Source organism: Flavobacterium sp. (assembly GCF_043756175.1).
GTDB lineage: Bacteria > Bacteroidota > Bacteroidia > Flavobacteriales > Flavobacteriaceae > Flavobacterium.
In genome coordinates this window covers 17461-40130 of record NZ_JAYURN010000090.1, presented here as the reverse complement: position 1 = coordinate 40130, position 22670 = coordinate 17461, and the positions used below count along the sequence as shown (strand labels likewise).

The window sequence follows — 22670 nt, the reverse complement described above, 5'->3', positions numbered from 1 at the left end:
GACAACCCCCACCCATTTTTTTAGCACCATAACCGGCTATAAGTGTTTTGAATAAACTGTTCATATTATAAAAATTTAGTGTTTTTTATCCTTTTTTTCCACGTTTTTATTTGTATCATTAAAGTCAGGATTTCCCTTTATTACTTTGCTGTTAATTTCATAATTTTCGTCATTAGTCAATTTTTCATCATATTCTTTATATTCATGATCTCGGGTATTATCTCGAATATTATCCCGATTTCGTTGATTTGAATGCTGATAATCTTTTTGTCCGTCATGATGTGGAGCAGATTTGTCTTTTCCAGATTCGTTATTGTTTAAAGTTCCCATGATATGAAGTTTTTAAATTAAAATATCCACTTTTGAATTTACCACTATCATGAGGCTCACAATCAAGATTAAAATCTTCTATATAATCATCCTCGTCTTCTTCAAAATTCGAATTAATACTGATAATATTGTTTAGATTAGAATCAAAATCGTGATTGTTGACTAAATTAAATAAAGTTCCCATGACTATTCTCTTTGTTAGTTAGAATACAAATTTCTAACAAATGGCATGATAAACTCTTATATAATATTAAAATATTGTTATATAATTATGTGTCAATATTTTCCGTTAAGTAACTCCCCACCAATTGCAGATTTTGCTTCAATTCCAAGTTTTTTCATCATTTCATAAGTTGTACAAACAGCAGCTGAAGTCACTGGAATTCCGCATTCCGCTTGAATTAAATCGATGGCTTCTAACGATGGCATTTGAACACAAGCCGAAACTACTAAAACATCTACATCTGTTAAATCTAATTGCTTGTAAATTTCTAAAAGATTCATTGGATTTTGCGCCGCCACTTCTAAATTATCTGGAATTTCTAAAGCAATACTTTCTTTTACTTTAATACCTTGGTGTTCAATATAATCTACCACCATATCCGTTAATGGTCTCATGTACGGCGTAATTATCGAAATTTGTTTCGCTCCTAAAACCTTTAAACCATTGATTAAAGCTCCAGCCGAAGTAACAATTGGTGTTGGAAAATCATTGACTACAGTTTCCTGATGTAAATTCACTTCAGAAACACAATGATAGCCTCTTCCCATGCTCATAATTGCTACTAAACAAGCATAACCCATCACATCTACATGTGCATCAGATAATTCTTGAGCGCATTTTAAACTCATTGCATCCATAGCTTCCAATTCTTCTTTGGTCACTTTTTTCATACGCATTCTACTACTGTGAAACGTAAAACGCTCCGGTAAAATGGTTTCGCGTGAACGAAAAATGGCTGGTATTTCGGTTTCCATCGTTACGTTTGATGATGGAACTATTTGTCCTATTCTGTATTTCATTTTATTAATTTTAATTACAACACAGATTAAAGTAATCCAAGAAATCCAAGAAATTTTTTAAATTATTTTAATTTCTTAAATCTGTGTTTTATAAATTATATCTCTTTAATTGTATTTACAATCGTTCCAATTCCTTCTACTGTCGCTTCTATTATATCGCCATCATACATCCATTCTTGTGGATTTCTTCCAGCTCCAACACCTGCTGGCGTTCCTGTTGCGATAATATCACCAGCTTCTAAAGTGAAAACTATACTTAAATCTTCAATCAAATCATTGATGTTAAAAAGCAAAAATTTGGTATTAGAATTTTGTTTTTCTACACCGTTTACTTTTAACGATAAATTCAAGTTGTGTGGATTTTCAATTTCATCTTTCGTTACTAAATACGGACCCATTGGTGCAAAAGTATCTTGTCCTTTCGACACAATCCATTGTCCTTCACGACGACAATCACGTGCTGAAATATCATTAATTACAGTATAACCAAAAACGTAATCTAAAGCATTTTCTTTAGGAACATATTTTCCTTTTTTACCAATCACAACAGCTAATTCAACTTCCCAATCTAATTGTTCGGTTAATTTAGTGTTCTTTACAATGTTAGTATTTGTTCCAGTTACAGTCGTGGTAGGTTTAGAAAAAATAATTGGTTTTGCAGGTAATTTCCCTGTTGTATCTAAAGTTCTTGCACTTTCAGCTACGTGTTCGGTGTAATTTAAACCAATTCCAATGATGTTTTTTCTTGGTTTTTCAATAGGAGCAAGGATAATAATTTCATCAATACTATAACAAATTTCATCCATTTGTGCTTGACTTGTTTCTGAAATTAAATCATTTATTTCTTCAATAATTTCAAATCCCATATCAATTAAATCTAACATGTCATTTGGTAATGGAAAATTAGATATTTCTCCAAAATCTTCCATATCCACAACTTGATTGTTATGTATAAATCCTAATCTTGGTTCCGTATCTTGTGTTTTGTAAGTAAGTAGTTTCATATTAATGTATTTAACCGCAAAGAGCGCAAGAATTTACGCAAAGTTCGCAATGTTTATTTATTGTTATTGATTTTTGAACTTGATATTGTTATTGAACTTGTTGGTATCCATTATTTTCTTCTAATTCTCTTGATTGAAACAAACCTAAAGATTCAATTACGGGTAAATCGTTGAATTGAAACAAGCATGCATCTTCTGTTTCCGATAAATTGTGATGTTCGTGACAAGCCCAAGATGGAACACAGAAAATATCACGTTCTTTCCAATCAAAACGTTTTCCATTAATAATTGAAAAACCTTTCCCTTTAGCACATTGGTACACAAATGAACCAGTATGTTTGTGTGCTTTTCCTTGGAAACCAGATGGTAATAATTGCATCGCTGCTCCCATCGTTTGCATCACATGTCCACCAGTTAATGGGTTGGAATATTGCATAAAAATACCATCAAAAGGATTGACTTCTGTTACTTTTTGCGTTTCTAAAAGTGCTGGATAAACGTTTTTCCAAGAATATTTAAATAATGGAGAATAAGGTTTGTCCCAAGTTTTATCTGCAGGAATTAATCCGGCACAACCATAGACGATTGGAGAATAATTTAACTGATTTACTAAAGGTTGTTTGCCATCATATACTGCATAATCATTGGCTTCTTAAGCATTGACTAACGGAATATCTAATCCATCTTGCCAAATACAAGTTTTACCATTTTCAGCAACACCGTGTTCGTGCCATGTTGAATTAGGTGTGATTACGAAATCATTCACTTCAAAAGTGATTTTATTTCCATCAACCACAGTATATCCACCTTCGCCTTCCATAATAAATCGAAGAGCTGAAGCTTTATGTTTATGCGCTGAAGTACTTTCTCCAGGACGAGTCACTTGAATTCCAGTGTATAACCAACCCACAGCTGCAGAAACATCTTTACGTTTGTCGTTTACCAAATAAACGACGCGTCTTCCCGCTTGTTCTGGTGTCACTAATTCTGATGATTTTAGAACTAATTCGCGTAAATCATCATATTTCCAAAGCATTGGAACAGATGAGCTTCTTGGTTCCCAAGGTTCAATATCGTTAGCCACTGTCCATAATGCACCAGCGCCAAGCGTTTCTAACTCTTTGTAATACGCTACTAATTCTGGCGAATCTTGTACTCTGGCGCGACCAATTTGGTCATCTGAAAATTTATCTTCCATAGTATTTTAATGCTATCTTTTATTAAATTCCTCGTGATTGTCTATAAACGTGATTTTTCGAGTTGGTGCAATGTTTACACGCAAATCAAAGATATCAAATCTATTATAATGCCCAAGAATGTCATGCATTTGTTTTGGTTGGATGCATTTTTCTAAATCGATATCAGCATACACCATTCCTTCGTCGTCAATTAAAGGCTCGCCAATTACAGCACCATTAGGACCAATAAATCCTGAAAAAGCCGAGTTTTTACGAGTTAATAATTCCTCTACATTCGGAACATCATCTTTTAACGCTTCCATAATTTCTTTAGAAATCGTTGAACACGAAACAATTGTAAACAATTTCCCTTCGAAAGAATGTGCCGCTGCACGAATTTTTATCGCTTCTGCCATGTTATAATCTGGTGGTGCCACAGGCAACGAAATATAATTCGCAATGTGAATTAATTCACCTTGGGAAAGTAAGGTAAAACGTGCTAATGTGTTCGTGTTTTCGCCACATGCTAAAGTTCCAATGGGTCCAATTTCGGTATTATATACTTTTAATGAAGAACCATCTCCAGAAGTCCACGTTAGTTTTTCTGCCCAAGTGGGTACTAACTTTCTGTGTTTTCCGATTAAGTTTCCGTGATTATCAATGATTAAATTAGTGTTGTAAATTTCACCATAAGAATCACCACGTTCGTTAATTCCGATTACGATATGAATGTTATGGTCTTTTGCTGCTTGAAACAAAGGTTGCATCGCTTCATCGTCAGTTTTTACCGAACATTTGTATAGTTTTTCATACCATTTACTACCTTGAACTGGCGTCATGATCCAATTCCAATACGGATAACCCGCAACAAACACTTCTGGAAAGGCAATCAATTGCGCGCCATTTTGACTCGCTTCTTTGATAAATGTAATGGCTTTTTCAACTGTTTTTTCTACGTTTAGAAAAACGGGTGAAGTTTGAACAGTTGCTGCTTTAAATTTTTTGAATTCCATGTTGTATTTAATTTAAAATAAATAACGAAAGAAAAACAGCAGTGCCAGCAATAAGCATATATACACCGTGAGCTCTATCAGATTTTGAGTAAATATATTTTTTTGAACCATCTGTCATAGTACTTTTTCCAGTTAATAAGAAAATTGCAATTCCAATTCCTGCCAAGCCACCCATTATACAAAAACCGTAACCCATAATAAGGGTTAATGAATTTGATTTTTCAGGTAGTTGGGCTTTAATTTCTTTTTGAAGTTGTTTGTCAATAATTTCGGAATCTTCAACGGTTATACTCTCTTTTTTTAAAAGATGCTTAGCCAATTTAACATCTAAAGGATGCCATTCATCATAATTTTTCACAACATCTTTTAGTTCATCTATAGTGAAAGAAAAAAGTGGATGAAGAGGATCAATTTCATTAATATTAAACTGCATGTTCTCATCCAGTATTCTAGAAGCTTTATCAAAATCATTGGGATTAAGCATAATAAGTATAGAGTCCTGTGCTGTATTATTAGCAAAAGTAGCATCAAAATCTTTTGACGTATCCTGTATTTTGAAAGCAATTTTATTTACTTTCAAAATCTGAATCATTTCTTCGGCAACAGAAGAGTCAGTTAAACTCATAAATGTTTTAAATTCAATCATTTTTAATGAAATCTGAAATTTTTTCTTTCATTTCCTCGTTAAAAGGTTCTGCTTTGATATCTGTTTTGTTTTCTTGAAAGGCAACATTTACCAAAGTAACTTCACCTTCTAAACAAGTTTTTCCTTGTTCATCTTCAAATGAAAATCCGCATAAAATTGAAGCGCTACCAAGATTTTTTACCCATAATTTTTTGGTTAAAATTTCTCCTAATCGAGCAGCTTTTTTAAATTGTACTTTCAAATCGACTGTTGGAATTCCGTTGGTTTGGCCTTGCCCAGTTCGGCTTTGCCTCGGGTCGTGCATTTTTGAGAATGGTCTTTCTAATGCTTCTTCAAACCAATCTTCTACTAGACAATTTAGCATTTCTAGAAATCTTGGATAGAAGACTATTCCTGCATAATCTACGTGCTGAAAACGGATTTTTTCTTGTTTTATAAATGGTTGGTTCATGTTGTTTTTTTTTAGCCCCGATTGCAGTGGAAATCCTTTTTTGAGGTTTTTCTCCGAAAAAAAGATTGCAACGAATAGCGGGAAATAGCTTCTAAAATTTATCTATACTTGCTTTTTTCCAAACTTTAAAAAGTTCATTGGGAACGGAACTTCCGTCTAATAATGAGCCTGTTTTTATTTCTGGATATGTTTCTTCGAAAGTTTGTGTTTTGCCAAGATGAACTCTTGTACTCACAACCGATCGGTCGACTTTGTCTGGATGATCTATTCCGGCTGACGCCATTAAATCCATCGCGCTTTTTACGGTTTCGTGATGAAATCTTGCTACTCGAACGCTTTTCTCTTCGGGAACTAATCCTTTCATTAAATCTGGATTTTGAGTGGCAACACCTGTCGGACATGTATTGTTGTGACATTCTAATGCTTGAATACAGCCGAGTGCAAACATCATTCCGCGTGCTGAATTACATAAATCGGCACCAAGAGAAAGATTTCTGATGATGTCAAATCCAGTAATAACTTTTCCGCTACAAATGATTTTGATTTGGTCTTTTATTCCGTACCCGTTTAGGGCATCATAAACAAAGGCTACGGCATCACGTAAAGGCATTCCTACGTGGTCTGAATATTCTTGTGGTGCTGCACCAGTTCCGCCTTCGCCACCATCTACAGTGATGAAATCGAGATAGGTTTGGGTTTCGACCATTGCTTTACAAATTGACAAAAATTCTGATTTATTGCCAATGCAAATTTTTATTCCAATTGGTTTTCCTCCAGAACCTTTTCGCAGTAATTTTACAAAATCCATTAATTCTAAAGGTGTTGTAAAAGCAGAATGACTAGGTGGTGATAAAATATCCTGACCTTTAGAAACTAAACGTATTGCTGCAATTTCATCAGTTACTTTTTCTTTGGGTAAAATTCCGCCATGACCAGGTTTTGCACCTTGCGAGAATTTTATTTCGATCATTTTCACATTGTCTAAAGTGGCTCTTTTTATGTATTCGTCATAGTTAAATTTGCCGTCAGGTGTTCGACAACTAAAGTAACCTGTTCCTGTATTCCAAACTACATCACCACCTTGCAAATGATACGGAGATAATCCGCCTTCTCCTGTATTATGATAAAATCCTCCTTGTTTTGCGCCATTATTTAAAGCTAAAATGGCATTTTTACTTAATGACCCAAAACTCATTGCGCTGATGTTAAACAAGCTAGCTTCATAAGGTTTTGTACATTGTGATGATCCAATATGAACTCTCGGGTTTTCGTTTACTTGCGAAAAAGGAATAGAACGAATACTATGATTAATCCATTCGTAACCTTCTTGATACACATCAAGTTGAGTCCCGAAAGGCATTGAATCAGATTCTTTTTTACTTCGTTGATATACAATGCTTCGTTGCAAACGGTTGAAAGGTTTTCCGTCTAAATCGGTTTCAACAAAATATTGACGCATTTCTGGTCCAATAGATTCTAGTAAATAACGCATTCTTCCCAGTAATGGAAAGTTTCTGCGGATTGTTTTTTGGGATTGAAACATGTCATATAATCCCATTACTATTAGTGGGATAAATATTAAAAGTAAGAATGAAAATTTCCAATTGATGTAAATTAATATTCCTGTTAAGGAAAGAATGGTGATGCTTGTTATTAGGAATGCTTTTCTCATAAAAAAATCTAATTTAATTTTTCCGAACTTAAATTTGATTCAATAATATATCTTAAAAAATCTTTCCCCATATCAGTTATTGTTAAAGTTTGTTCATTTTCATTCATCAATACTAATTCATTAATAACCAGAAAATTTAAATACTCTCTGTAAGGATAATCTTTAAATAATTTTGGATTATATTTTGCAGCATTATCGTAATAAAACTCTAAATCCTCAATTTTTTCAGTAATTGAATGATTTAATCGCTGAAGAATTCTTATTTGACTACCATATATCATATGATGTATTTTTTCGGCAGATTTAATTATAATTAACAATTTTGAATAATTATATATTCTATCATACTTTTGATTAATATCAGTTAAATCATTAATTTTTGTTTCATTTTGTATTATTTGTGAGACTTTTTCATTAGTACTATTGGAAAATTTTAAAAGTGCTTTGTCAACATCTGAAAAGTCATTTCCTTCTGTCGAAATATCAATTTTATTTTTTTCATCCTTTTGACTATTTTCAGTATTTGTAAAAACCTCTGTACCTCCATAAGTTAACTTTCTTATGTTTTTTAAAAAGCTTATTAATGCATCTTTAAAATAATACAAAATGATTAAAGTGGTTATTGGCCAACTTATTGAACTGATAAAATCTAAAATTTTTTTTTTAAATGGTATATCATAATTATTTAAGTTTAAATCGTTGTATTTTTCCAGTTTCAGTTTTAGGCAACTCTTCTACAAAATTAATTACCCTTGGGTATTTATATGGAGCAGCTACTTCTTTGAACCACTGTTGAATAGATTGTTTCATATCATCTGTAGCTTTATCATTTTTTTTCAAAACAATGTGTGCGCAAACTAGCATTCCTCGTTCTTCATCTGGTAATCCTACTACTGCACATTCTAGTATATCTTCGTGTGTTAAAAGTACACTTTCTACTTCAATTGCAGCAATATTATAGCCTGAAGAAATAATCATATCGTCACCACGAGCCACAAAATAAAAATAACCTTCTTCATCTTGACGGAAAATATCTCCAGTGATGTTCCACCCATTTTCTAAATATTCTTTTTGTTTTTCTTCTCTGTTTAAATATTTACAACCTGTAATTCCTTTTACTGCTAATCTTCCTGGTTCATTTTTTGGTAATTGTTTTCCGTTTGTATCGATAATTTTAGCTTCGTATCCAGTTACTGCTAATCCCGTTGCGCCAGGTTTCATGTTTTCTTCGTTGGAAGAAATGAAAATATGTAGCATTTCTGTTGCTCCAATTCCGTCTATAATTTTTAAACCCGTTGCCTCATACCAATCTTGCCAAACTTTTAAAGGTAAGGTTTCACCAGCAGATACACACTTTCTAAGACTTGAAACATCAAAATCAGTCACTTTTGTAGTGATAATTCGCCAAGCAGTAGGAGCCGTAAAACAAATAGTAATTTTATAATCTTGAATTGCTTTTAAAAGTAAATCAGGGCTTGGTTTTTCGATTAAAAATGTGGAAGCTCCAAAATACATTGGAAATAAAACCAATCCGCCTAAACCGAAAGTAAATCCAAGTGGCGGACTTCCAGCAAACACATCATTTTGATTTGGTTGTAAAGAATATTGAGGAAAAGCTTCGCAAATATTTAAAATATCTTTGTGATAATGCGCAGTCATTTTGGGCAAACCTGTTGTTCCTGAAGTGAAACCAATTAGGGCAACTGAATCTGCTTTGGTATGAAAATTATGAAATGTTTTTGATTTGGTTTCCATCAACTTCTCTAATCCCGAAGTTTCGGGAGAATTTTTATAAAAACAAACCTTTTTTAGAAAACTAGACTTTATTAGGTTCATTTCATCAGATAAATCACTATCACAAAAAGCATGAGAAATTTCGGCGCAATCTATAATTGTTGTTAATTCTTTGGAACGTAACAGAGGCATAGTTGCTACAACAATTCCGCCACCTTTTAACACTGCAAACCAGCAAGCGACCATCATTGGATTATTTGCCGAACGAATCAGTACACGATTTCCTGATTTTAAACCTAAATCTTCAACTAAAACATATGCAATTTGATTGGCTTTTTCGTATAAATCCTGATATGTCCAAGTTTCCTCGAAAGTTCTGATGCAAATGTTATTTCCACGACCTTCAGCTATATGATTGTCGAGTAATTTTTCCACACAATTGAGCATTTCTGGACGATTGAATTGTGGTAAATCTAATAATTTATATTCTGCTTGTAATTCCAAACTTGGTAAACTACTGTGAGCGAAATTATCTTCGTAATGTTTCATAATTTCTAATTACTTCTTATTACTCTTTGGTTTCAATGCTTTTTTCATTCCTTCAACCTGTTTTCTTTCAGAGGCTTTTAACGGATACAAATGTGAAATTCCCATTTTGTATTGATTTGGAATATCAGTTGGTTGAAATTGTTCGTAAGCTTGAGCATTTCTTACAAAATTTGCATCTAATAATAATGGTCTTCCTAAAGCTACTAAATCTGCTCTTCCGTTTAGAATTATCGTATTTATTTGATCAATATCTTGAATATAACCAGCCGTTACAGTTGGAATATGAACTGTATTTCTCACCGCATCTGAAAAAGGTGTTTGCCACATTCTTCCTGTTTGAGGTTTTTGATTGGCCACTGTATTTCCAGTAGAAACATTGATAATATCGGCGCCAGCCGATTTAAAAGCTTCAGAAATTGTAATTACATCTGCTAATGAAATTCCGTTTTCCGCCCAATCTGTTGCTGATATTCGTACAGACATTGGTTTTTCTTTTGGGAAAACGTTTCGCATTTCTTTAAAAACTCGTAATGGAAATTTCAATCGATTTTCGATACTTCCACCAAATTCATCGGTTCTGATATTCGTTAATGGAGACAAGAAAGAAGCTAATAAAAATCCGTGATGTGCTTGCAATTCAATCATGTCAAAATTGGCATCATTAGCATTTTTTGTAGCTTGAACGAATTGAGAAATTATCAAATCCATAACAGCTAAAGTCATTGCTTTTGGAATATTTGAATTCTCATTAAAAGGAATAGCAGAAGCGGAAAGTAATTCCCAACTTGTTCCCGTAAAACTTTCTTCCCATGGTTTTTTTGTCGCGCCTTTTCTACCAGAATGTCCTAATTGCATTCCGATTTTTGTTTGTGTATGTTGATGAATGAAATCGTTAATACGTTTCCATTCTGAAATTTGCTTTTCGTTATAAATTCCAGCACAGCCTTCTGTGATTCTTCCCGTTTCTGAAATGGCGGTCATTTCGGTTAAAATTAAACCTAAACCACCAATTGCTCTTGACGTGTAATGTTGAAAATGCCAATCGTTTACCAAACCGTTTGCTGCGGCATATTGTCCCATTGGTGCCATTACGATTCTGTTTTGCAATTCTAAATCGCGAAGTTGAAATGGTGTGAAAGCGGCTGAGTTGGAAGTTGGAAGTTGGAAGTTGGAAGTTTCAAAAAATTCATTTAAAACTTTATCTGTAAATGATTTGTCGCGCAAGCGTAAATTTTCAAAGGTTACTTTTTTGGAACGGGTCATGCAACCAAACGCAAATTGATAAAATGGATGTTGGCTGTTTCTATCCATGTTTTCGAACCAATCTAGCGAGACTAAAGCCGCATATTGAATCATTTCGACTGTATTTCTTCGCGATTTATCATATTGTTGAAAAGCAGCTTGCACATCGGTTGGATTCGCAATCACCGCATCCGATAATCCGATTGCAGAATCCATGGCAAGTTTCGTTCCAGAACCAATTGAATAATGCGCTGTGGCTTTGGCATCACCTAACAAAACGATATTTTTATGATACCAATTTTCATTAGTAACGTGCGGAAATTGGCGCCAATGTGATTTATTTGAAATTAGTGGATGTCCGTCTAATTCAGCTGCAAATATTTCTGATATTTTAGCAATGGTATATGCTTCGTTGGTGACTTCAAAACCATGTTTTTGCCACGTTTCATCCGAACATTCGAAAATCCACGTACTCAATCCTTCTTGATATTGGTACGAATGGGCTACGATTAAACCATATTCCGTATTTCTAAAAAAATAAGTAAAAGCATCTAGTGGTTTTGTAGAACCTAACCAAACGAAACGATTTTGTTTCATTACGATTTTTGTCCCGAACTCCTTTTCATATTTGGTGCGAATACTACTTCCAATTCCGTCTGAAGCGATAACCATATCAGCGTTTTCGAAGAGAGAAATATCATCTACATTTTGTTCGAAATGCAAATTCACGCCTTCTTCTTGACATCTTTGTTGTAATAATTGCAATAGTGTTTTTCGAGAACAACCACAAAAACCATTTCCAGCAATATTTACACTTTCGCCATCACGAGCAATAATAATATCATCCCAATAAGCAAACTTGCTACGGATTAATTCATAGGATTGCATGTCGCGTTTTAAGAATTCGCCTAAAGTTTCATCTGAAAAAACCACACCAAAACCAAAACTATCATCCGGTTTGTTACGTTCGTATACATCGATTTGACAATGCGGCATTGCTTTTTTGGTTAATATCGAAAAATATAGTCCACCAGGACCACCACCTATTACTGCTATTTTCATATTTTTTTTGGAACGCGGATAAAACTGATTCGCTAAAGCGAAAACGCGGATTATCACGGATTTTTATTGTTTATATTTTTTGACACAGATTGAAGAAATTAGAATATTTTTTTGAATTTCTTAAATCGGTATTTCTTGTTTTATTATTTTTTCATAAAATCAAATGCGCCTTTGCGCAAATTGATGTTATATTCTAGATAGGCTTTTAGGCATGCTAAAAAATTTGACCAGCCGAATGAATTTCCGGAAAGCCATTTTAAACCTGCTTCATTATTTTCCATATTTTTTTCTGAAATTGAAACTAAAGTTGAATTGTTTTCTTTTTCTGAAAGTGTAATTTCTACTAATAAATCAACTCCAGAATTTTCCCAATAAAAAGAAATGTATTTGTTTATTTCAATTTTCTGAACTTTAACGGGACATTCAAAATCGAATTCTGGAAATTTCCAAATTATATTTTTCCCTTCTTCCATAATTCCAGTACTTGTTGCAATGAAATAATTAGACATTTTCTCAGGATTTATAATAGCTTCAAAAACTTCATGAATTGATTTTTGAATTTGCATCGCACATTTTATTTCTAACTTTTCCATAACATTATCTTTTTATCGAGAAAATTTCTCCAAGTTTTGAATAATTGGAACCCGCTAAACGCGCAACTGGTTTGTAAGTATCTAAATTAATTTTGTAATTTTCTAACAATACACTTTCCTCAACATGAAACATCACAATTCGTCCAATAATGATAGTTGCACCACCGGTTTTATGATTTTCTAAATTATAATGATGTACTAATTCGCATTCCATCGTAATGGGACTTTCCTTAACTCTAGGTGGTTTTACTTTTGTAGAAGCAATAGGAGTGAGGTTTGCTAAATCGAATTCACTTTCGTTTGAAGGAATTGGTTGCGAAGTCATATTCATTTGTTCAACCAATTCTTCGGTAACCATATTTACCACAAATTGTTTTGTTGCTAAGACGTTATTTAAAGTATCTTTATTCGTGTCGTTTCCTCTAACGGTCGAAAACATCACGTGTGGTGGATCATCTCCAACAGCATTAAAAAAAGAAAACGGAGCAAGGTTTAAAATTCCATCTTCGCTAATACTCGAAATCCAGCCAATAGGTCTAGGAATTACTGCTCCTGTAAGCAATTTGTAAATGGCAACTTGTTCAAGATTTTGTGGGTCAAATTCCATTATAGTTTTGATGTTGTGTTATTACAAATAAACTAAAAAAAAAGTGGATTTTGAAATATATTGAAGTGAACTTTGTTATAAATTTACAAAAATTCATTTATCAGAAAAAACTATGAGTTACTTTAAAATACAAAACCTAGAACAATACTTCAAACATTATAACAAATCAATTCGAGAACCAAGAAAATTTTGGGGAAAAATTGCATCCGAGAATTTTACTTGGTATCAAGAATGCGAAAAAGTAGTAGAATTTGATATGGCCGAAGCCAAAATAGAATGGTTTAAAGGGGCAAAAGTAAACATCGTAAAAAACTGTATCGACAGACATTTAGCTCGTCGTGGTGAAAAAACAGCTATTATTTTTGAGCCAAATAATCCAAATGAAGAAGCGTTACATATTTCTTATAACGAATTGTATGTAAGTGTTTCTAAAATGGCAAATGTATTGAGAGAGCAAGGAATTACTAAAGGAGACAGAGTTTGTATTTATTTACCTATGATTCCAGAATTAGCTATTACAACTTTGGCTTGTGCTAGAATTGGAGCCATACATTCAGTAGTGTTTGCGGGATTTTCTGCATCGGCAGTAGCTTCAAGAATAAATGATTCTGAATGTAAAATGGTCATCACTTCTGATGGTGGTTTCCGGGGTGAAAAAACGATCGATTTAAAAGGAATTATAGATGAAGCTTTAGAAAAATGTCCTTGTGTTGAAAAAGTATTGGTAGCCAAAAGAACGAATACTCAAATTAATATGAAAGATCGTCGAGACCAATGGTTGCAACCTCTTTTAGACCAAGCATCAGATAATAATGTAGCTGAAATCATGGATGCTGAAGATCCTTTATTTATCTTATATACTTCGGGATCAACAGGGAAACCAAAAGGAATGGTACATACTACGGCTGGTTATATGGTCTATTCTGCTTATACGTTCAAAAATGTTTTTAATTACGAAGAAAATGATGTTTTTTGGTGTACAGCCGATATTGGTTGGATAACAGGACATTCTTATATTCTTTATGGTCCGCTTTTAAATGGAGCTACTACTGTCATTTTTGAAGGAGTTCCGTCTTATCCAGATTTCTCTCGTTTTTGGGAGGTGATTGAAAAACACAAAGTAACTCAATTTTATACTGCTCCAACTGCTATTCGAGCCTTGGCAAAAGAGAATTTATCATACGTTCAAAAATTCCCATTGCAATCCTTGAAAGTAATTGGTTCTGTTGGAGAGCCTATTAATGAGGAAGCTTGGCACTGGTACAATGACCACGTAGGAGGGAAGCGTTGCCCCGTGGTAGATACGTGGTGGCAAACAGAAACTGGAGGAATTATGATTTCGCCAATAGCCTTTGTAACACCCACAAAACCAACGTATGCCTCGTTACCGTTACCAGGAATTCAACCAGTTTTGATGGACGAAAAACGCAACGAAATAGAAGGTAATCAAGTCACAGGAAGTTTGTGTATCAAGTTTCCGTGGCCAGGAATAGCAAGAACAATTTGGGGAGATCATCAACGTTATAAAGAAACGTATTTTTCTGCTTTTCCAGGAAAATATTTTACTGGAGATGGTGCTTTGCGTGACGAAGTTGGATATTACCGAATTACAGGTCGCGTAGATGATGTTGTAATTGTTTCTGGGCATAATTTAGGAACTGCACCAATAGAAGATGCTATAAATGAGCATCCTGCAGTTGCCGAAAGTGCGATTGTAGGTTTTCCTCATGATATAAAAGGAAACGCTTTGTATGGTTTTGTAATCCTAAAAGAAAGCGGAGAAACGCGTGACAAAACAAATCTTGTCAAAGAAATAAACCAACACGTTTCCGACCATATTGGACCAATTGCTAAATTAGATAAAATTCAGTTTGTTTCAGGTTTACCTAAAACACGCTCTGGAAAAATTATGAGACGAATTTTGCGAAAAATTGCGGAAGGAGATTTTAGTAATTTTGGAGATATTACTACGTTATTAAATCCTGAAATTGTCGATGAGATAAAAGATGGGAAGTTGTAGACTTTTATTAATGAATTTTCCAAGTTGAAAGGTCAATGAAAAAAATATAAAACATTAAAATATTGACCTTCTGCTTTTTGTATAATTATTCTTGAACTCTTGTTAAAATCATTGAATTGTTTTCCGAGAAATTTAGTGGCCTGTTTTCGTTAAAATCAGTTCCAATTTTAAAAGAATTATTATCTATTATCTCTGCTATAAATGATAATTTTTTAGTTTTTTCATGACCTTCCAAATGCATTATTAAATCAATATTAATAAGTTTCGTCGAATTATCTATAATATAAGTAATAGTTCCTTTTTTTCCTTTAACATAATAATCTTTACCTCCTAAAATATCATTATTAATTTTTATTGATGCAGTTCCATCTTTTTCAAAAATAAAATACCCAGTTTTATCTTTCTCTTCACCTTTCCATTTTCCTATGAAATTATACTCTTCATTTATATTGTTGGAAAAAGATAAAGCGGTAAAACAAATTAAAAATAATAAGATTCTTTTCATGGTTTGATTTTTCTAATCGTGTAAATAATCAATTTTACTCCATCTTCAATCTACTTTTCAATTTCAAAAATAGCAAAGCAATTGAAAATGAGATATTTGCTGACGTAGCAATATGCGGAGAATCTATTTTATAAATAGATAATAGTTCTACTAATGAAAATTGTTTCGAGTTTTGGTCGATAATTTTACTGTGCATGACTTCGACATCAAATAAATCATTTTTTAGACGACCACTTTGTAATTTAGACAAGTATTCATTAATAATTTCTATATCATAATGAATTCGATGCCCAACCAAAGTAGCATTTCCTATAAAATTTATTAATGCTTCTATAGCCTGAATATCTTGGTAGCTTAAATCTTTACCTTCTAATATTTCGGCTTTGTTTAGTTCGATTTCTAGACAACTTTCTATACGAATCTGATTGTTTTCGATAGCGATGGCGCCAATAGATATAATTTTGTCTTTGGCAGGATTTATTCCTGTAGTTTCTAGGTATAATGCGACTTTCCTTGCAGAAGGCGTTTCAAACCGAACAAGGTAATTTTTCCAGAATTCTGGATAATCTTTGCCTATATTTTTTAACCAATCGAGCATATTACGAAAATTGTGTTAGTTGAAAAGTATCTTTTACAATTTCTTCTAAATCTTTTAAAACATGTAAAGATTCTTTTAGTTTTTCTTTATCTGATTTAGATATGATTTCTAAATCGATATATTCTCCGGAATTGTCATTTTTAAGTCCTTCCAGCGTTCTATATCGTGACAAAAGTAAGAAAGTATCGGCAGCATTCAAATAAATTTCGGTATTTGAAGTATCCTTGATGGCTAATTCTTTGTATCTCGAAAATGTATTGTTAATTCCTTTTAGTCCATGGTGAATAGACAATAAACGAGCAATGTCGACCAATTGATTTATTCCTTTTGCTTTGATATTAAATTTATCTTTATGCGGTCCATCTTCGTCTTCATTAATTTTTTTGAAGAAATTAAGTGGTGCAGGTTTTTTTAGCGCATCATTACCTAAATAATCGAAAAATAGAACTTTATTTTTAAGTTTAAAAATAGTTTCGGTAATACTGTTTTCTAAGTTTTGGTCTCCAAAAACAAACTCATAATCAAAAAATATCGAACAATGTTCATTTGTAAATTCACCTGGAGTATTAATCCAGCTTTCATATTGTTTTATCCATTCAGTCAATGACTTAAAATAATTTTGATTATTAGCATGGTGACCAAAATTACAATGTTTGAATCCAACTATTTCCAAAATTTCATTTACTTTTTTAGTCAATTGATTAAAGTAGTCTTTCACAACTCGAACTTGCTGTATATCTACATCATTAAAAATTAAAAAATTATCATGATCAGTCAATAATAATTGTTCTTTTCGACCCTGACTTCCTATGCTTAGAAACACAAATGGAACAGGAGGGGAGCCCAATTCTAAAATACCCATCTCGATGGCTCTTCGAATAATTGCCAATGTAATCTCGCCAGAAACATTGAATATATGTTGCAAAGGGATATTTTTAGTAACCGCTTGGTGTATAATATTGGCAAGCGTATTTCGTATCGATTTTAATTCAGAAGCATTTGTAGCACGTTTTATTTCTTTAATTAAAACTCCTGGAGAATTGGCCTGAGCCTGAACTAAGTCGTTTTGAGTAATAATTCCTTTTACATCAGTATAAATCGTACCATCGATAGTAACACATAAATGATGTACTTTATGTGAAAGCATTACCAATTGGGCTTCTGCCAGTGAAATATTTTCTGGAACAGTAATGACTGCATGAGTCATAATCTTATCGATATGCGACTGAATGGCATGTTTTCCTGTGGCTACTTTTTCTCTAAAATCAGCATCAGTAACAATTCCTACTAATTTATTATTGTTGTTTACAAATGCTGAATCTAATAAGTTATCCGCCATTAGAGTTGCAACTTCTCGAATGGTTTGGTCATAAGTTACTATTAATGGTTTTTTATTATAATTTAATTCTTGAAAATAAGAAAAATCATTTTGAAATTCTGATAATTGTACAGAATCAGAAATTAGTTTATTACTATTTTTATCAGCTAGGTTATTTGAATTTTGAGCAAAACTTTCTAGTAAAAAATTCAAAACATCGTTATTTTGTACTACAAATGGCTTAAAACTTTCGATAGGAATTGCGTATAAAATGGCTTCCTCATTGGTTTTTGCAGTCATTTGATAATTGTTTTTTGCAAAAAATGGACGCAAACCAAAAACATCACCAGAATAACATTTGTTTAGTAAAGTTTCTTCGGCATCAGAAATTACCGATAAATGTATTACGCCAGAATTCATTACATAAAACACATCTTGTAAATTATCATTAATTTGAAAAAGAGTTTGATTTTTTTCTAAATGAATCACACGTATCGTTTTAGAAATACTTTTTAAATCTTCAAAACTTAAAAAACTAAAAGGTTTATAATCTTTTAAAAAATTGGCAACACTTTCTGCAATTGAATTCTTCATAATAGGATATAAGATTACTATTTTGTAAATTTAGAATAATTCTTTAGAAGAACGAAACCTTATTTTAAATATTCTATTTTACATAATATAAATTATAGTTCAAATCAACATGTTATTATTTATAACTAAATTTGACTTTAAAAAGTAAAACTATATGATTCTATAAAATTATTTATTTATTCAAACTTAGTAGCAAATGGCTTTAAAATTTGATATATTTGCTTACGGTTAACGTTATTTTAACATTTGTTTAGGTGTAAAATAGATTTACTATTTTTTTCCAAATAAAAATTGTAACGAAAATGAAAACAATTCCACCAAAGACAAATGAAACCTCTCTGCATAATTTCCCGATTGTTGCCATTGGAGCTTCAGCTGGAGGACTTGAGGCTGTAACCCAACTTTTGCAAAATCTTTCGCCAACTACTGGAATGGCTTTTATATATGTCCAGCATTTAAGTCCAGATCACAAAAGCATGCTTCCCGCATTACTATCTAAAGCCACCCAAATGGTAGTTCAAGATATTGATGATATGGAAAAAATGATTCCTAATAATGTTTATGTAATTCCTTATAACAAAGAAATTGAAGTTACTGATGGACACATAAAATTAATCCCACGTCCCAAAAAGCGAACCTCAAATTTATCTATTGATTTACTTTTTACGTCGCTGGCAGAAACACATAAAGAAAATGTTATCGGCATCATTTTATCAGGAAATGCTCATGATGGAACGTGCGGTTTAAAAGATATAAAACAAGCTGGTGGAATTACATTTGCTCAAGACGATTCTGCAAAATTTGTCAGTATGCCCCACTCTGCTATTGCTCAAGGCGTTGTAGATTTTATTTTATCCCCCAAGGAAATTGGGTTGGAAATAAACCGAATTAGCAAACATCCTTTAATAAGAAGAGATGCGATAATAAAAGCTGCGGAAGTAGAAATAGAAAACAGTGACCCAGATTTACAAATCATTTTACAACTTTTGCATAAAAGCAAAAATGTAGATTTTAGTCATTATAAAATGAATACCATCAAGAGAAGGATGATTCGTAGAATGCTTATTCATAAAATAAAAACATTAAAAGAATATGCAGTATTACTTCTAAATAGCAGTTCTGAAATCGATTTGCTTTATCAAGATTTGTTAATAAATGTGACTAGTTTTTTTAGAGATCCTGATGCTTTTTCACTTTTAAAAAGCACCATTTTGACTAAATTATTAAACACCAAAACTTCTGGAGAAACGCTACGAATATGGGTTGCTGCTTGTGCTACTGGCGAAGAAGTATATTCGATTGCCATGTCATTATTAGAAATTAAAGATGATACAAGCAATAGCATTCCTTTTCAAATATTTGCTTCGGATTTGAGTGCTGATGCTATAAATCTAGCTCGAATTGGTGAATATTCGCCACATCACTTAACTACTGTTTCTCCTGAAAGACTACAACGTTTTTTTATAAAATCCAAAGGTAAATACCGCATTTCTAAATTATTACGTGATGTTTGCGTTTTTGCTCATCACAATATTTTACGTGATCCTCCATTTTCTAGAATGGATTTTATTAGCTGTCGAAATGTGCTTATCTATTTAGACACAATCGCACAAAAAAAAGCTATTGCTACATTCCATTATGCTTTGAACGATGGCGGTTTTTTGATGCTAGGCAAGTCAGAAACTATAGGAGCATCCGGACATCTTTTTGGAATTACCAATAAAAAATACAAATTATATTCTCGAAAAAATTATTCGGGATTAAAAACCATACCCGATATTACTTCGAGAATAACCCATAATAGTATGCCAAACAAAAACAGTAATCCAGCTTCTTCACTTAAAAAAACATCGAATTCTGCCAATGGAAATGTCGGAATTGCTTTCGATACTGTATTACTCGAAAACTATGTTCCAGCAAGTGTCATTGTAAATTACGACTTGGAAATTCTTCAATTTCGAGGTGCTACTTCTTTGTATTTGCAACATTCGTCTGGGAAAGCCAGTTTTAATATTCTAAAAATGGCTCACATTGAAATTACTTTCGAGTTGCGAAATGCCATTCATCATGCCATAAAAACCCAAAAAACTGTCGTAAAAACTGGTATCGAAATGAACCGTGACAAAATTGGGACTGCTTTGCAAATTGTAAATATCGAAGTTACTCCTATTACTATTGAAGGTGAAGAACCTTTACTGGTTGTCGTATTTACTGGACAAGAAATTACCGAAGTCGAGCATGATCCAATAAAAGCATCAAAAAACAACTCAATTGCTAAAGACAGACGTATAAGAAAATTGGAAGAAGAACTTACCGCAGCAAGAGCTGACATGGGTTCTATAACACATGACCAAGAACTCGCAAACGATGAATTACAGAGTTTGAATGAAGAAATTGTGTCAAGTAACGAAGAATTGCAAAGTTTGAATGAAGAACTCGAAACCTCCAAAGAAGAAATAGAATCTACCAATGAAGAGCTAACAACCAGTAACCAAGAATTACATACACGCAACCAACAAATAGAAGAATTATATACTTACTCCGAGGCAATTATGTCCACAATTCATGAACCGATGCTGGTTCTAGATAAAGACATGAAAATTCGATCTGCTAACAAATCTTTTTGCAAAACATTTCATGTAACCGAAGAGGAAAGTATTGGAGTATCTCTTTATAAACTAAGCAATAATCAATGGAATTTTCAAGGATTACGGGAACTTCTTGAAGATATTGTGCCAAAAAATATTCGTTTTCATGATTTTGAAGTAGAACATACTTTTCCTACAATTGGACACAAAATTTTATTGCTAAATGCACACCGTGTAAGTCAACCAAGCCAAAACGAAGAACTAATTGTACTTACTATTATAGACGTAACTGCTGTACGAAAACTGGCTTTAGAAGTTCAAAAAAAAGACATAAAAATTCTTGAAATTCAAATAGAAGCGGAAAAGAAAGCAATAAAAATCATTGAAGATAGCAATAAACGATATAATATGATGCTCATGCAATCGCCATTTGCCTTTGCTATTTTGAAAGGAAAAGATATGAAAATTATACTTGCCAACGATAGTGTAAAAAAAGTTTGGGGTAAAGGAAATGACATAGAAGGAAAATCATTGTTTGATGTTTTACCAGAAATTGAAACTACCTCATTTCCTAGTTTATTAAATGAAGTATTTACCACAGGAAAACCATTTAATGGATATGAACATCTTGTGTCGCTTTTACGAAAAGGAAAAATTGAAGATGTATATTTCAATTTTGTATATCAACCATATATGGAAGCAGATGAAACCATTTCGGGCGTTACAATAATTGCTTATGAAGTTACTAAGCATGTGCATTTGAAAGACCAATTGATAGAAGCTATTACCAATGCAGAGCATAAAACAAAAATTGCTGAAGACGCACTAAAAGCCAAACAACAATTTTTGTCTAACATGAGTCACGAGATAAGAACACCCATGAACGCCATAATTGGTTTTACTAATGTTTTACTAAAATCTGAATTAAACATCCAACAGAAAGAATGTATCAATGCCGTTAAAACTTCAGGAAATGCTTTGATTGTGATCATTAATGATATTCTTGATCTGGCAAAAGTAAATGCTGGAAAAATGAATTTTGAAGAAAAACCATTCAATTTATCTGAAACAATTACTGAAATCTTTCACTTATTTGAAATTAAATGCCAAAAGAAAAAGTTAGAATTAGAAAAAGAAATTGATAGCAATATTCCAAAAATAGTTTTGGGTGATGCTGTTCGTTTGCGACAAATTATTTTAAATCTAATTAGCAATGCCATTAAATTTACAGAAGTTGGCAATATTACTTTAAGCATAAAAATTCTAAAAGAAGATACAGAAAAAACAACTATCGAATTTTCGTTAACCGATACTGGTATTGGCATTCCAGACAGTAAACTAAAAACTATTTTCGACAATTTCGAACAAGCATTCGACGAAACTTCGAGATTGTATGGAGGAACAGGTTTGGGCCTTGCTATAGTAAAACAACTTGTGGAACAACAAGATGGAACGCTAATAGTAAAAAGTAAATTAGGAAAAGGCTCAACTTTTGGGTTTGTAATGGCTTTCAAAAAAACAAATCAAAAAATACCAATTGAAACATTTATAGAATTAGATAAAAAAAGCATCCATACAAAGGCAAAAGTATTAGTCGCAGAAGATATGGAGCTTAATCAACTTTTAATAAAAATTCTACTAGAAGATTTTGGTTTTGAATGTGATATTGCCGAAAACGGAAAAATTGCTATCCAAAAACTTCAAAACAATAGTTATGATGTTGTATTAATGGACATTCAAATGCCAGAAATGAATGGCTTTGAAGCTACCGAATTTATTAGAAAAGAAATGAAATCTAAAATTCCAATTATTGCGCTAACTGCCGATGTAACAACTGTTGATATCAAAAAATCTTTAGAAGTTGGAATGAACGATTACATTTCTAAACCAATTGACGAAAAGTTACTTCTCAAAAAAATTAACAATCAATTGATGAAATAAAT

General features: G+C 32.6%; 20 protein-coding genes. 2 read left to right on the top strand and 18 right to left on the bottom strand.

Annotation, left to right across the window (positions count from 1 at the left end; translation table 11 throughout):
• Nucleotides 1–75 precede the first annotated feature (75 nt).
• The 15 genes from ACH2BP_RS06975 to ACH2BP_RS06905 form a co-directional block, all read right to left on the bottom strand.
• The gene (locus tag ACH2BP_RS06975; RefSeq protein ID WP_395058327.1) at nt 76–330 is read right to left on the bottom strand and encodes a hypothetical protein; all 255 of its coding nucleotides are present in this window, start codon (nt 328–330) and stop codon (nt 76–78) included.
• Nucleotides 311–514 (bottom strand): hypothetical protein, encoded by a 204-nt coding sequence (locus ACH2BP_RS06970; protein WP_395058325.1) that lies wholly within the window; start codon nt 512–514, stop codon nt 311–313. The genes ACH2BP_RS06975 and ACH2BP_RS06970 overlap by 20 nt, the downstream gene beginning before the upstream one ends.
• Nucleotides 515–606: 92 nt before the next feature.
• Entirely contained in the window at nt 607–1353 is a 747-nt protein-coding gene (locus ACH2BP_RS06965) for an Asp/Glu racemase (RefSeq protein ID WP_395058324.1), read from the bottom strand.
• 95 nt (nt 1354–1448) lie between these two features.
• Entirely contained in the window at nt 1449–2357 is a 909-nt protein-coding gene (locus tag ACH2BP_RS06960; RefSeq protein WP_395058322.1) for a fumarylacetoacetate hydrolase family protein, read from the bottom strand.
• An 88-nt stretch (nt 2358–2445) separates the two neighbouring features.
• Nucleotides 2446–2793 carry a cupin domain-containing protein gene (locus ACH2BP_RS06955; protein WP_395058320.1) on the bottom strand — a complete coding sequence of 116 codons (348 nt, stop codon included), beginning with the start codon at nt 2791–2793 and terminating at the stop codon, nt 2446–2448.
• Between the two features lie 216 nt (nt 2794–3009).
• Nucleotides 3010–3555: a cupin domain-containing protein gene (locus ACH2BP_RS06950; RefSeq protein WP_395058318.1), complete on the bottom strand. Its 546-nt coding sequence runs from the start codon at nt 3553–3555 to the stop codon at nt 3010–3012.
• Nucleotides 3556–3567: 12 nt separating this feature from the next.
• Nucleotides 3568–4548: a carbon-nitrogen hydrolase family protein gene (locus tag ACH2BP_RS06945; protein WP_395058316.1), complete on the bottom strand. Its 981-nt coding sequence runs from the start codon at nt 4546–4548 to the stop codon at nt 3568–3570.
• Nucleotides 4549–4555: 7 nt separating this feature from the next.
• A complete protein-coding gene (locus ACH2BP_RS06940) occupies nt 4556–5173 on the bottom strand; it encodes a hypothetical protein (RefSeq protein WP_395058314.1) in 618 nt (205 codons plus the stop codon).
• 13 nt (nt 5174–5186) lie between these two features.
• The gene (locus ACH2BP_RS06935; protein WP_395058312.1) at nt 5187–5645 is read right to left on the bottom strand and encodes an acyl-CoA thioesterase; all 459 of its coding nucleotides are present in this window, start codon (nt 5643–5645) and stop codon (nt 5187–5189) included.
• Nucleotides 5646–5736: 91 nt separating this feature from the next.
• Nucleotides 5737–7317 (bottom strand): FMN-binding glutamate synthase family protein, encoded by a 1581-nt coding sequence (locus ACH2BP_RS06930; protein WP_395058310.1) that lies wholly within the window; start codon nt 7315–7317, stop codon nt 5737–5739.
• 8 nt (nt 7318–7325) lie between these two features.
• Nucleotides 7326–7922 carry a hypothetical protein gene (locus tag ACH2BP_RS06925; RefSeq protein ID WP_395058308.1) on the bottom strand — a complete coding sequence of 199 codons (597 nt, stop codon included), beginning with the start codon at nt 7920–7922 and terminating at the stop codon, nt 7326–7328.
• A 76-nt stretch (nt 7923–7998) separates the two neighbouring features.
• A complete protein-coding gene (locus tag ACH2BP_RS06920; protein WP_395058306.1) occupies nt 7999–9600 on the bottom strand; it encodes an AMP-binding protein in 1602 nt (533 codons plus the stop codon).
• A gap of 9 nt (nt 9601–9609) precedes the next feature.
• Nucleotides 9610–11904: a bifunctional salicylyl-CoA 5-hydroxylase/oxidoreductase gene (locus tag ACH2BP_RS06915; RefSeq protein WP_395058304.1), complete on the bottom strand. Its 2295-nt coding sequence runs from the start codon at nt 11902–11904 to the stop codon at nt 9610–9612.
• Between the two features lie 143 nt (nt 11905–12047).
• Nucleotides 12048–12497, bottom strand: a complete 450-nt coding sequence (locus tag ACH2BP_RS06910; protein WP_395058302.1) for an SRPBCC domain-containing protein — start codon at nt 12495–12497, stop codon at nt 12048–12050.
• Nucleotides 12498–12501: 4 nt separating this feature from the next.
• Nucleotides 12502–13104, bottom strand: a complete 603-nt coding sequence (locus tag ACH2BP_RS06905; RefSeq protein WP_395058300.1) for a flavin reductase family protein — start codon at nt 13102–13104, stop codon at nt 12502–12504.
• 112 nt (nt 13105–13216) lie between these two features.
• On the opposite strand from ACH2BP_RS06905, the gene acs reads away from it, so the two are divergent.
• Nucleotides 13217–15124 (top strand): acetate--CoA ligase, encoded by a 1908-nt coding sequence (acs, locus tag ACH2BP_RS06900; protein WP_395058298.1) that lies wholly within the window; start codon nt 13217–13219, stop codon nt 15122–15124.
• An 85-nt stretch (nt 15125–15209) separates the two neighbouring features.
• Here the strand turns inward: acs and ACH2BP_RS06895 are convergent, their stop codons facing one another.
• Genes ACH2BP_RS06895 through ACH2BP_RS06885 form a run of 3 tightly spaced genes read right to left on the bottom strand, consistent with a single transcriptional unit; the run spans nt 15210 to nt 18139 of the window.
• Entirely contained in the window at nt 15210–15629 is a 420-nt protein-coding gene (locus ACH2BP_RS06895) for a hypothetical protein (protein WP_395058296.1), read from the bottom strand.
• Nucleotides 15630–15663: 34 nt separating this feature from the next.
• Nucleotides 15664–16227 (bottom strand): exonuclease domain-containing protein, encoded by a 564-nt coding sequence (locus ACH2BP_RS06890; protein WP_395058294.1) that lies wholly within the window; start codon nt 16225–16227, stop codon nt 15664–15666.
• 1 nt (nt 16228) lies between these two features.
• A complete protein-coding gene (locus tag ACH2BP_RS06885; RefSeq protein WP_395058292.1) occupies nt 16229–18139 on the bottom strand; it encodes a DUF294 nucleotidyltransferase-like domain-containing protein in 1911 nt (636 codons plus the stop codon).
• A gap of 302 nt (nt 18140–18441) precedes the next feature.
• On the opposite strand from ACH2BP_RS06885, the gene ACH2BP_RS06880 reads away from it, so the two are divergent.
• Nucleotides 18442–22668 carry a CheR family methyltransferase gene (locus ACH2BP_RS06880; RefSeq protein WP_395058290.1) on the top strand — a complete coding sequence of 1409 codons (4227 nt, stop codon included), beginning with the start codon at nt 18442–18444 and terminating at the stop codon, nt 22666–22668.
• Nucleotides 22669–22670 lie beyond the last annotated feature (2 nt).

Excerpts from the sequence above, each read along its gene's own strand:
- ACH2BP_RS06885 (WP_395058292.1), bottom strand. The coding sequence starts at position 18,139 with ATGAAGAATTCAATTGCAGAAAGTGTTGCCAATTTTTTAAAAGATTAT.
- acs (WP_395058298.1), top strand. The coding sequence starts at position 13,217 with ATGAGTTACTTTAAAATACAAAACCTAGAACAATACTTCAAACATTAT.
- ACH2BP_RS06880 (WP_395058290.1), top strand. The coding sequence starts at position 18,442 with ATGAAAACAATTCCACCAAAGACAAATGAAACCTCTCTGCATAATTTC.
- ACH2BP_RS06935 (WP_395058312.1), bottom strand. The coding sequence starts at position 5,645 with ATGAACCAACCATTTATAAAACAAGAAAAAATCCGTTTTCAGCACGTA.
- ACH2BP_RS06960 (WP_395058322.1), bottom strand. The coding sequence starts at position 2,357 with ATGAAACTACTTACTTACAAAACACAAGATACGGAACCAAGATTAGGA.
- ACH2BP_RS06915 (WP_395058304.1), bottom strand. The coding sequence starts at position 11,904 with ATGAAAATAGCAGTAATAGGTGGTGGTCCTGGTGGACTATATTTTTCG.
- ACH2BP_RS06975 (WP_395058327.1), bottom strand. The coding sequence starts at position 330 with ATGGGAACTTTAAACAATAACGAATCTGGAAAAGACAAATCTGCTCCA.
- ACH2BP_RS06930 (WP_395058310.1), bottom strand. The coding sequence starts at position 7,317 with ATGAGAAAAGCATTCCTAATAACAAGCATCACCATTCTTTCCTTAACA.
- ACH2BP_RS06945 (WP_395058316.1), bottom strand. The coding sequence starts at position 4,548 with ATGGAATTCAAAAAATTTAAAGCAGCAACTGTTCAAACTTCACCCGTT.
- ACH2BP_RS06905 (WP_395058300.1), bottom strand. The coding sequence starts at position 13,104 with ATGGAATTTGACCCACAAAATCTTGAACAAGTTGCCATTTACAAATTG.
- ACH2BP_RS06955 (WP_395058320.1), bottom strand. The coding sequence starts at position 2,793 with ATGCAATATTCCAACCCATTAACTGGTGGACATGTGATGCAAACGATG.
- ACH2BP_RS06940 (WP_395058314.1), bottom strand. The coding sequence starts at position 5,173 with ATGAGTTTAACTGACTCTTCTGTTGCCGAAGAAATGATTCAGATTTTG.
- ACH2BP_RS06950 (WP_395058318.1), bottom strand. The coding sequence starts at position 3,555 with ATGGAAGATAAATTTTCAGATGACCAAATTGGTCGCGCCAGAGTACAA.
- ACH2BP_RS06895 (WP_395058296.1), bottom strand. The coding sequence starts at position 15,629 with ATGAAAAGAATCTTATTATTTTTAATTTGTTTTACCGCTTTATCTTTT.
- ACH2BP_RS06910 (WP_395058302.1), bottom strand. The coding sequence starts at position 12,497 with ATGGAAAAGTTAGAAATAAAATGTGCGATGCAAATTCAAAAATCAATT.
- ACH2BP_RS06965 (WP_395058324.1), bottom strand. The coding sequence starts at position 1,353 with ATGAAATACAGAATAGGACAAATAGTTCCATCATCAAACGTAACGATG.
- ACH2BP_RS06920 (WP_395058306.1), bottom strand. The coding sequence starts at position 9,600 with ATGAAACATTACGAAGATAATTTCGCTCACAGTAGTTTACCAAGTTTG.
- ACH2BP_RS06970 (WP_395058325.1), bottom strand. The coding sequence starts at position 514 with ATGGGAACTTTATTTAATTTAGTCAACAATCACGATTTTGATTCTAAT.
- ACH2BP_RS06890 (WP_395058294.1), bottom strand. The coding sequence starts at position 16,227 with ATGCTCGATTGGTTAAAAAATATAGGCAAAGATTATCCAGAATTCTGG.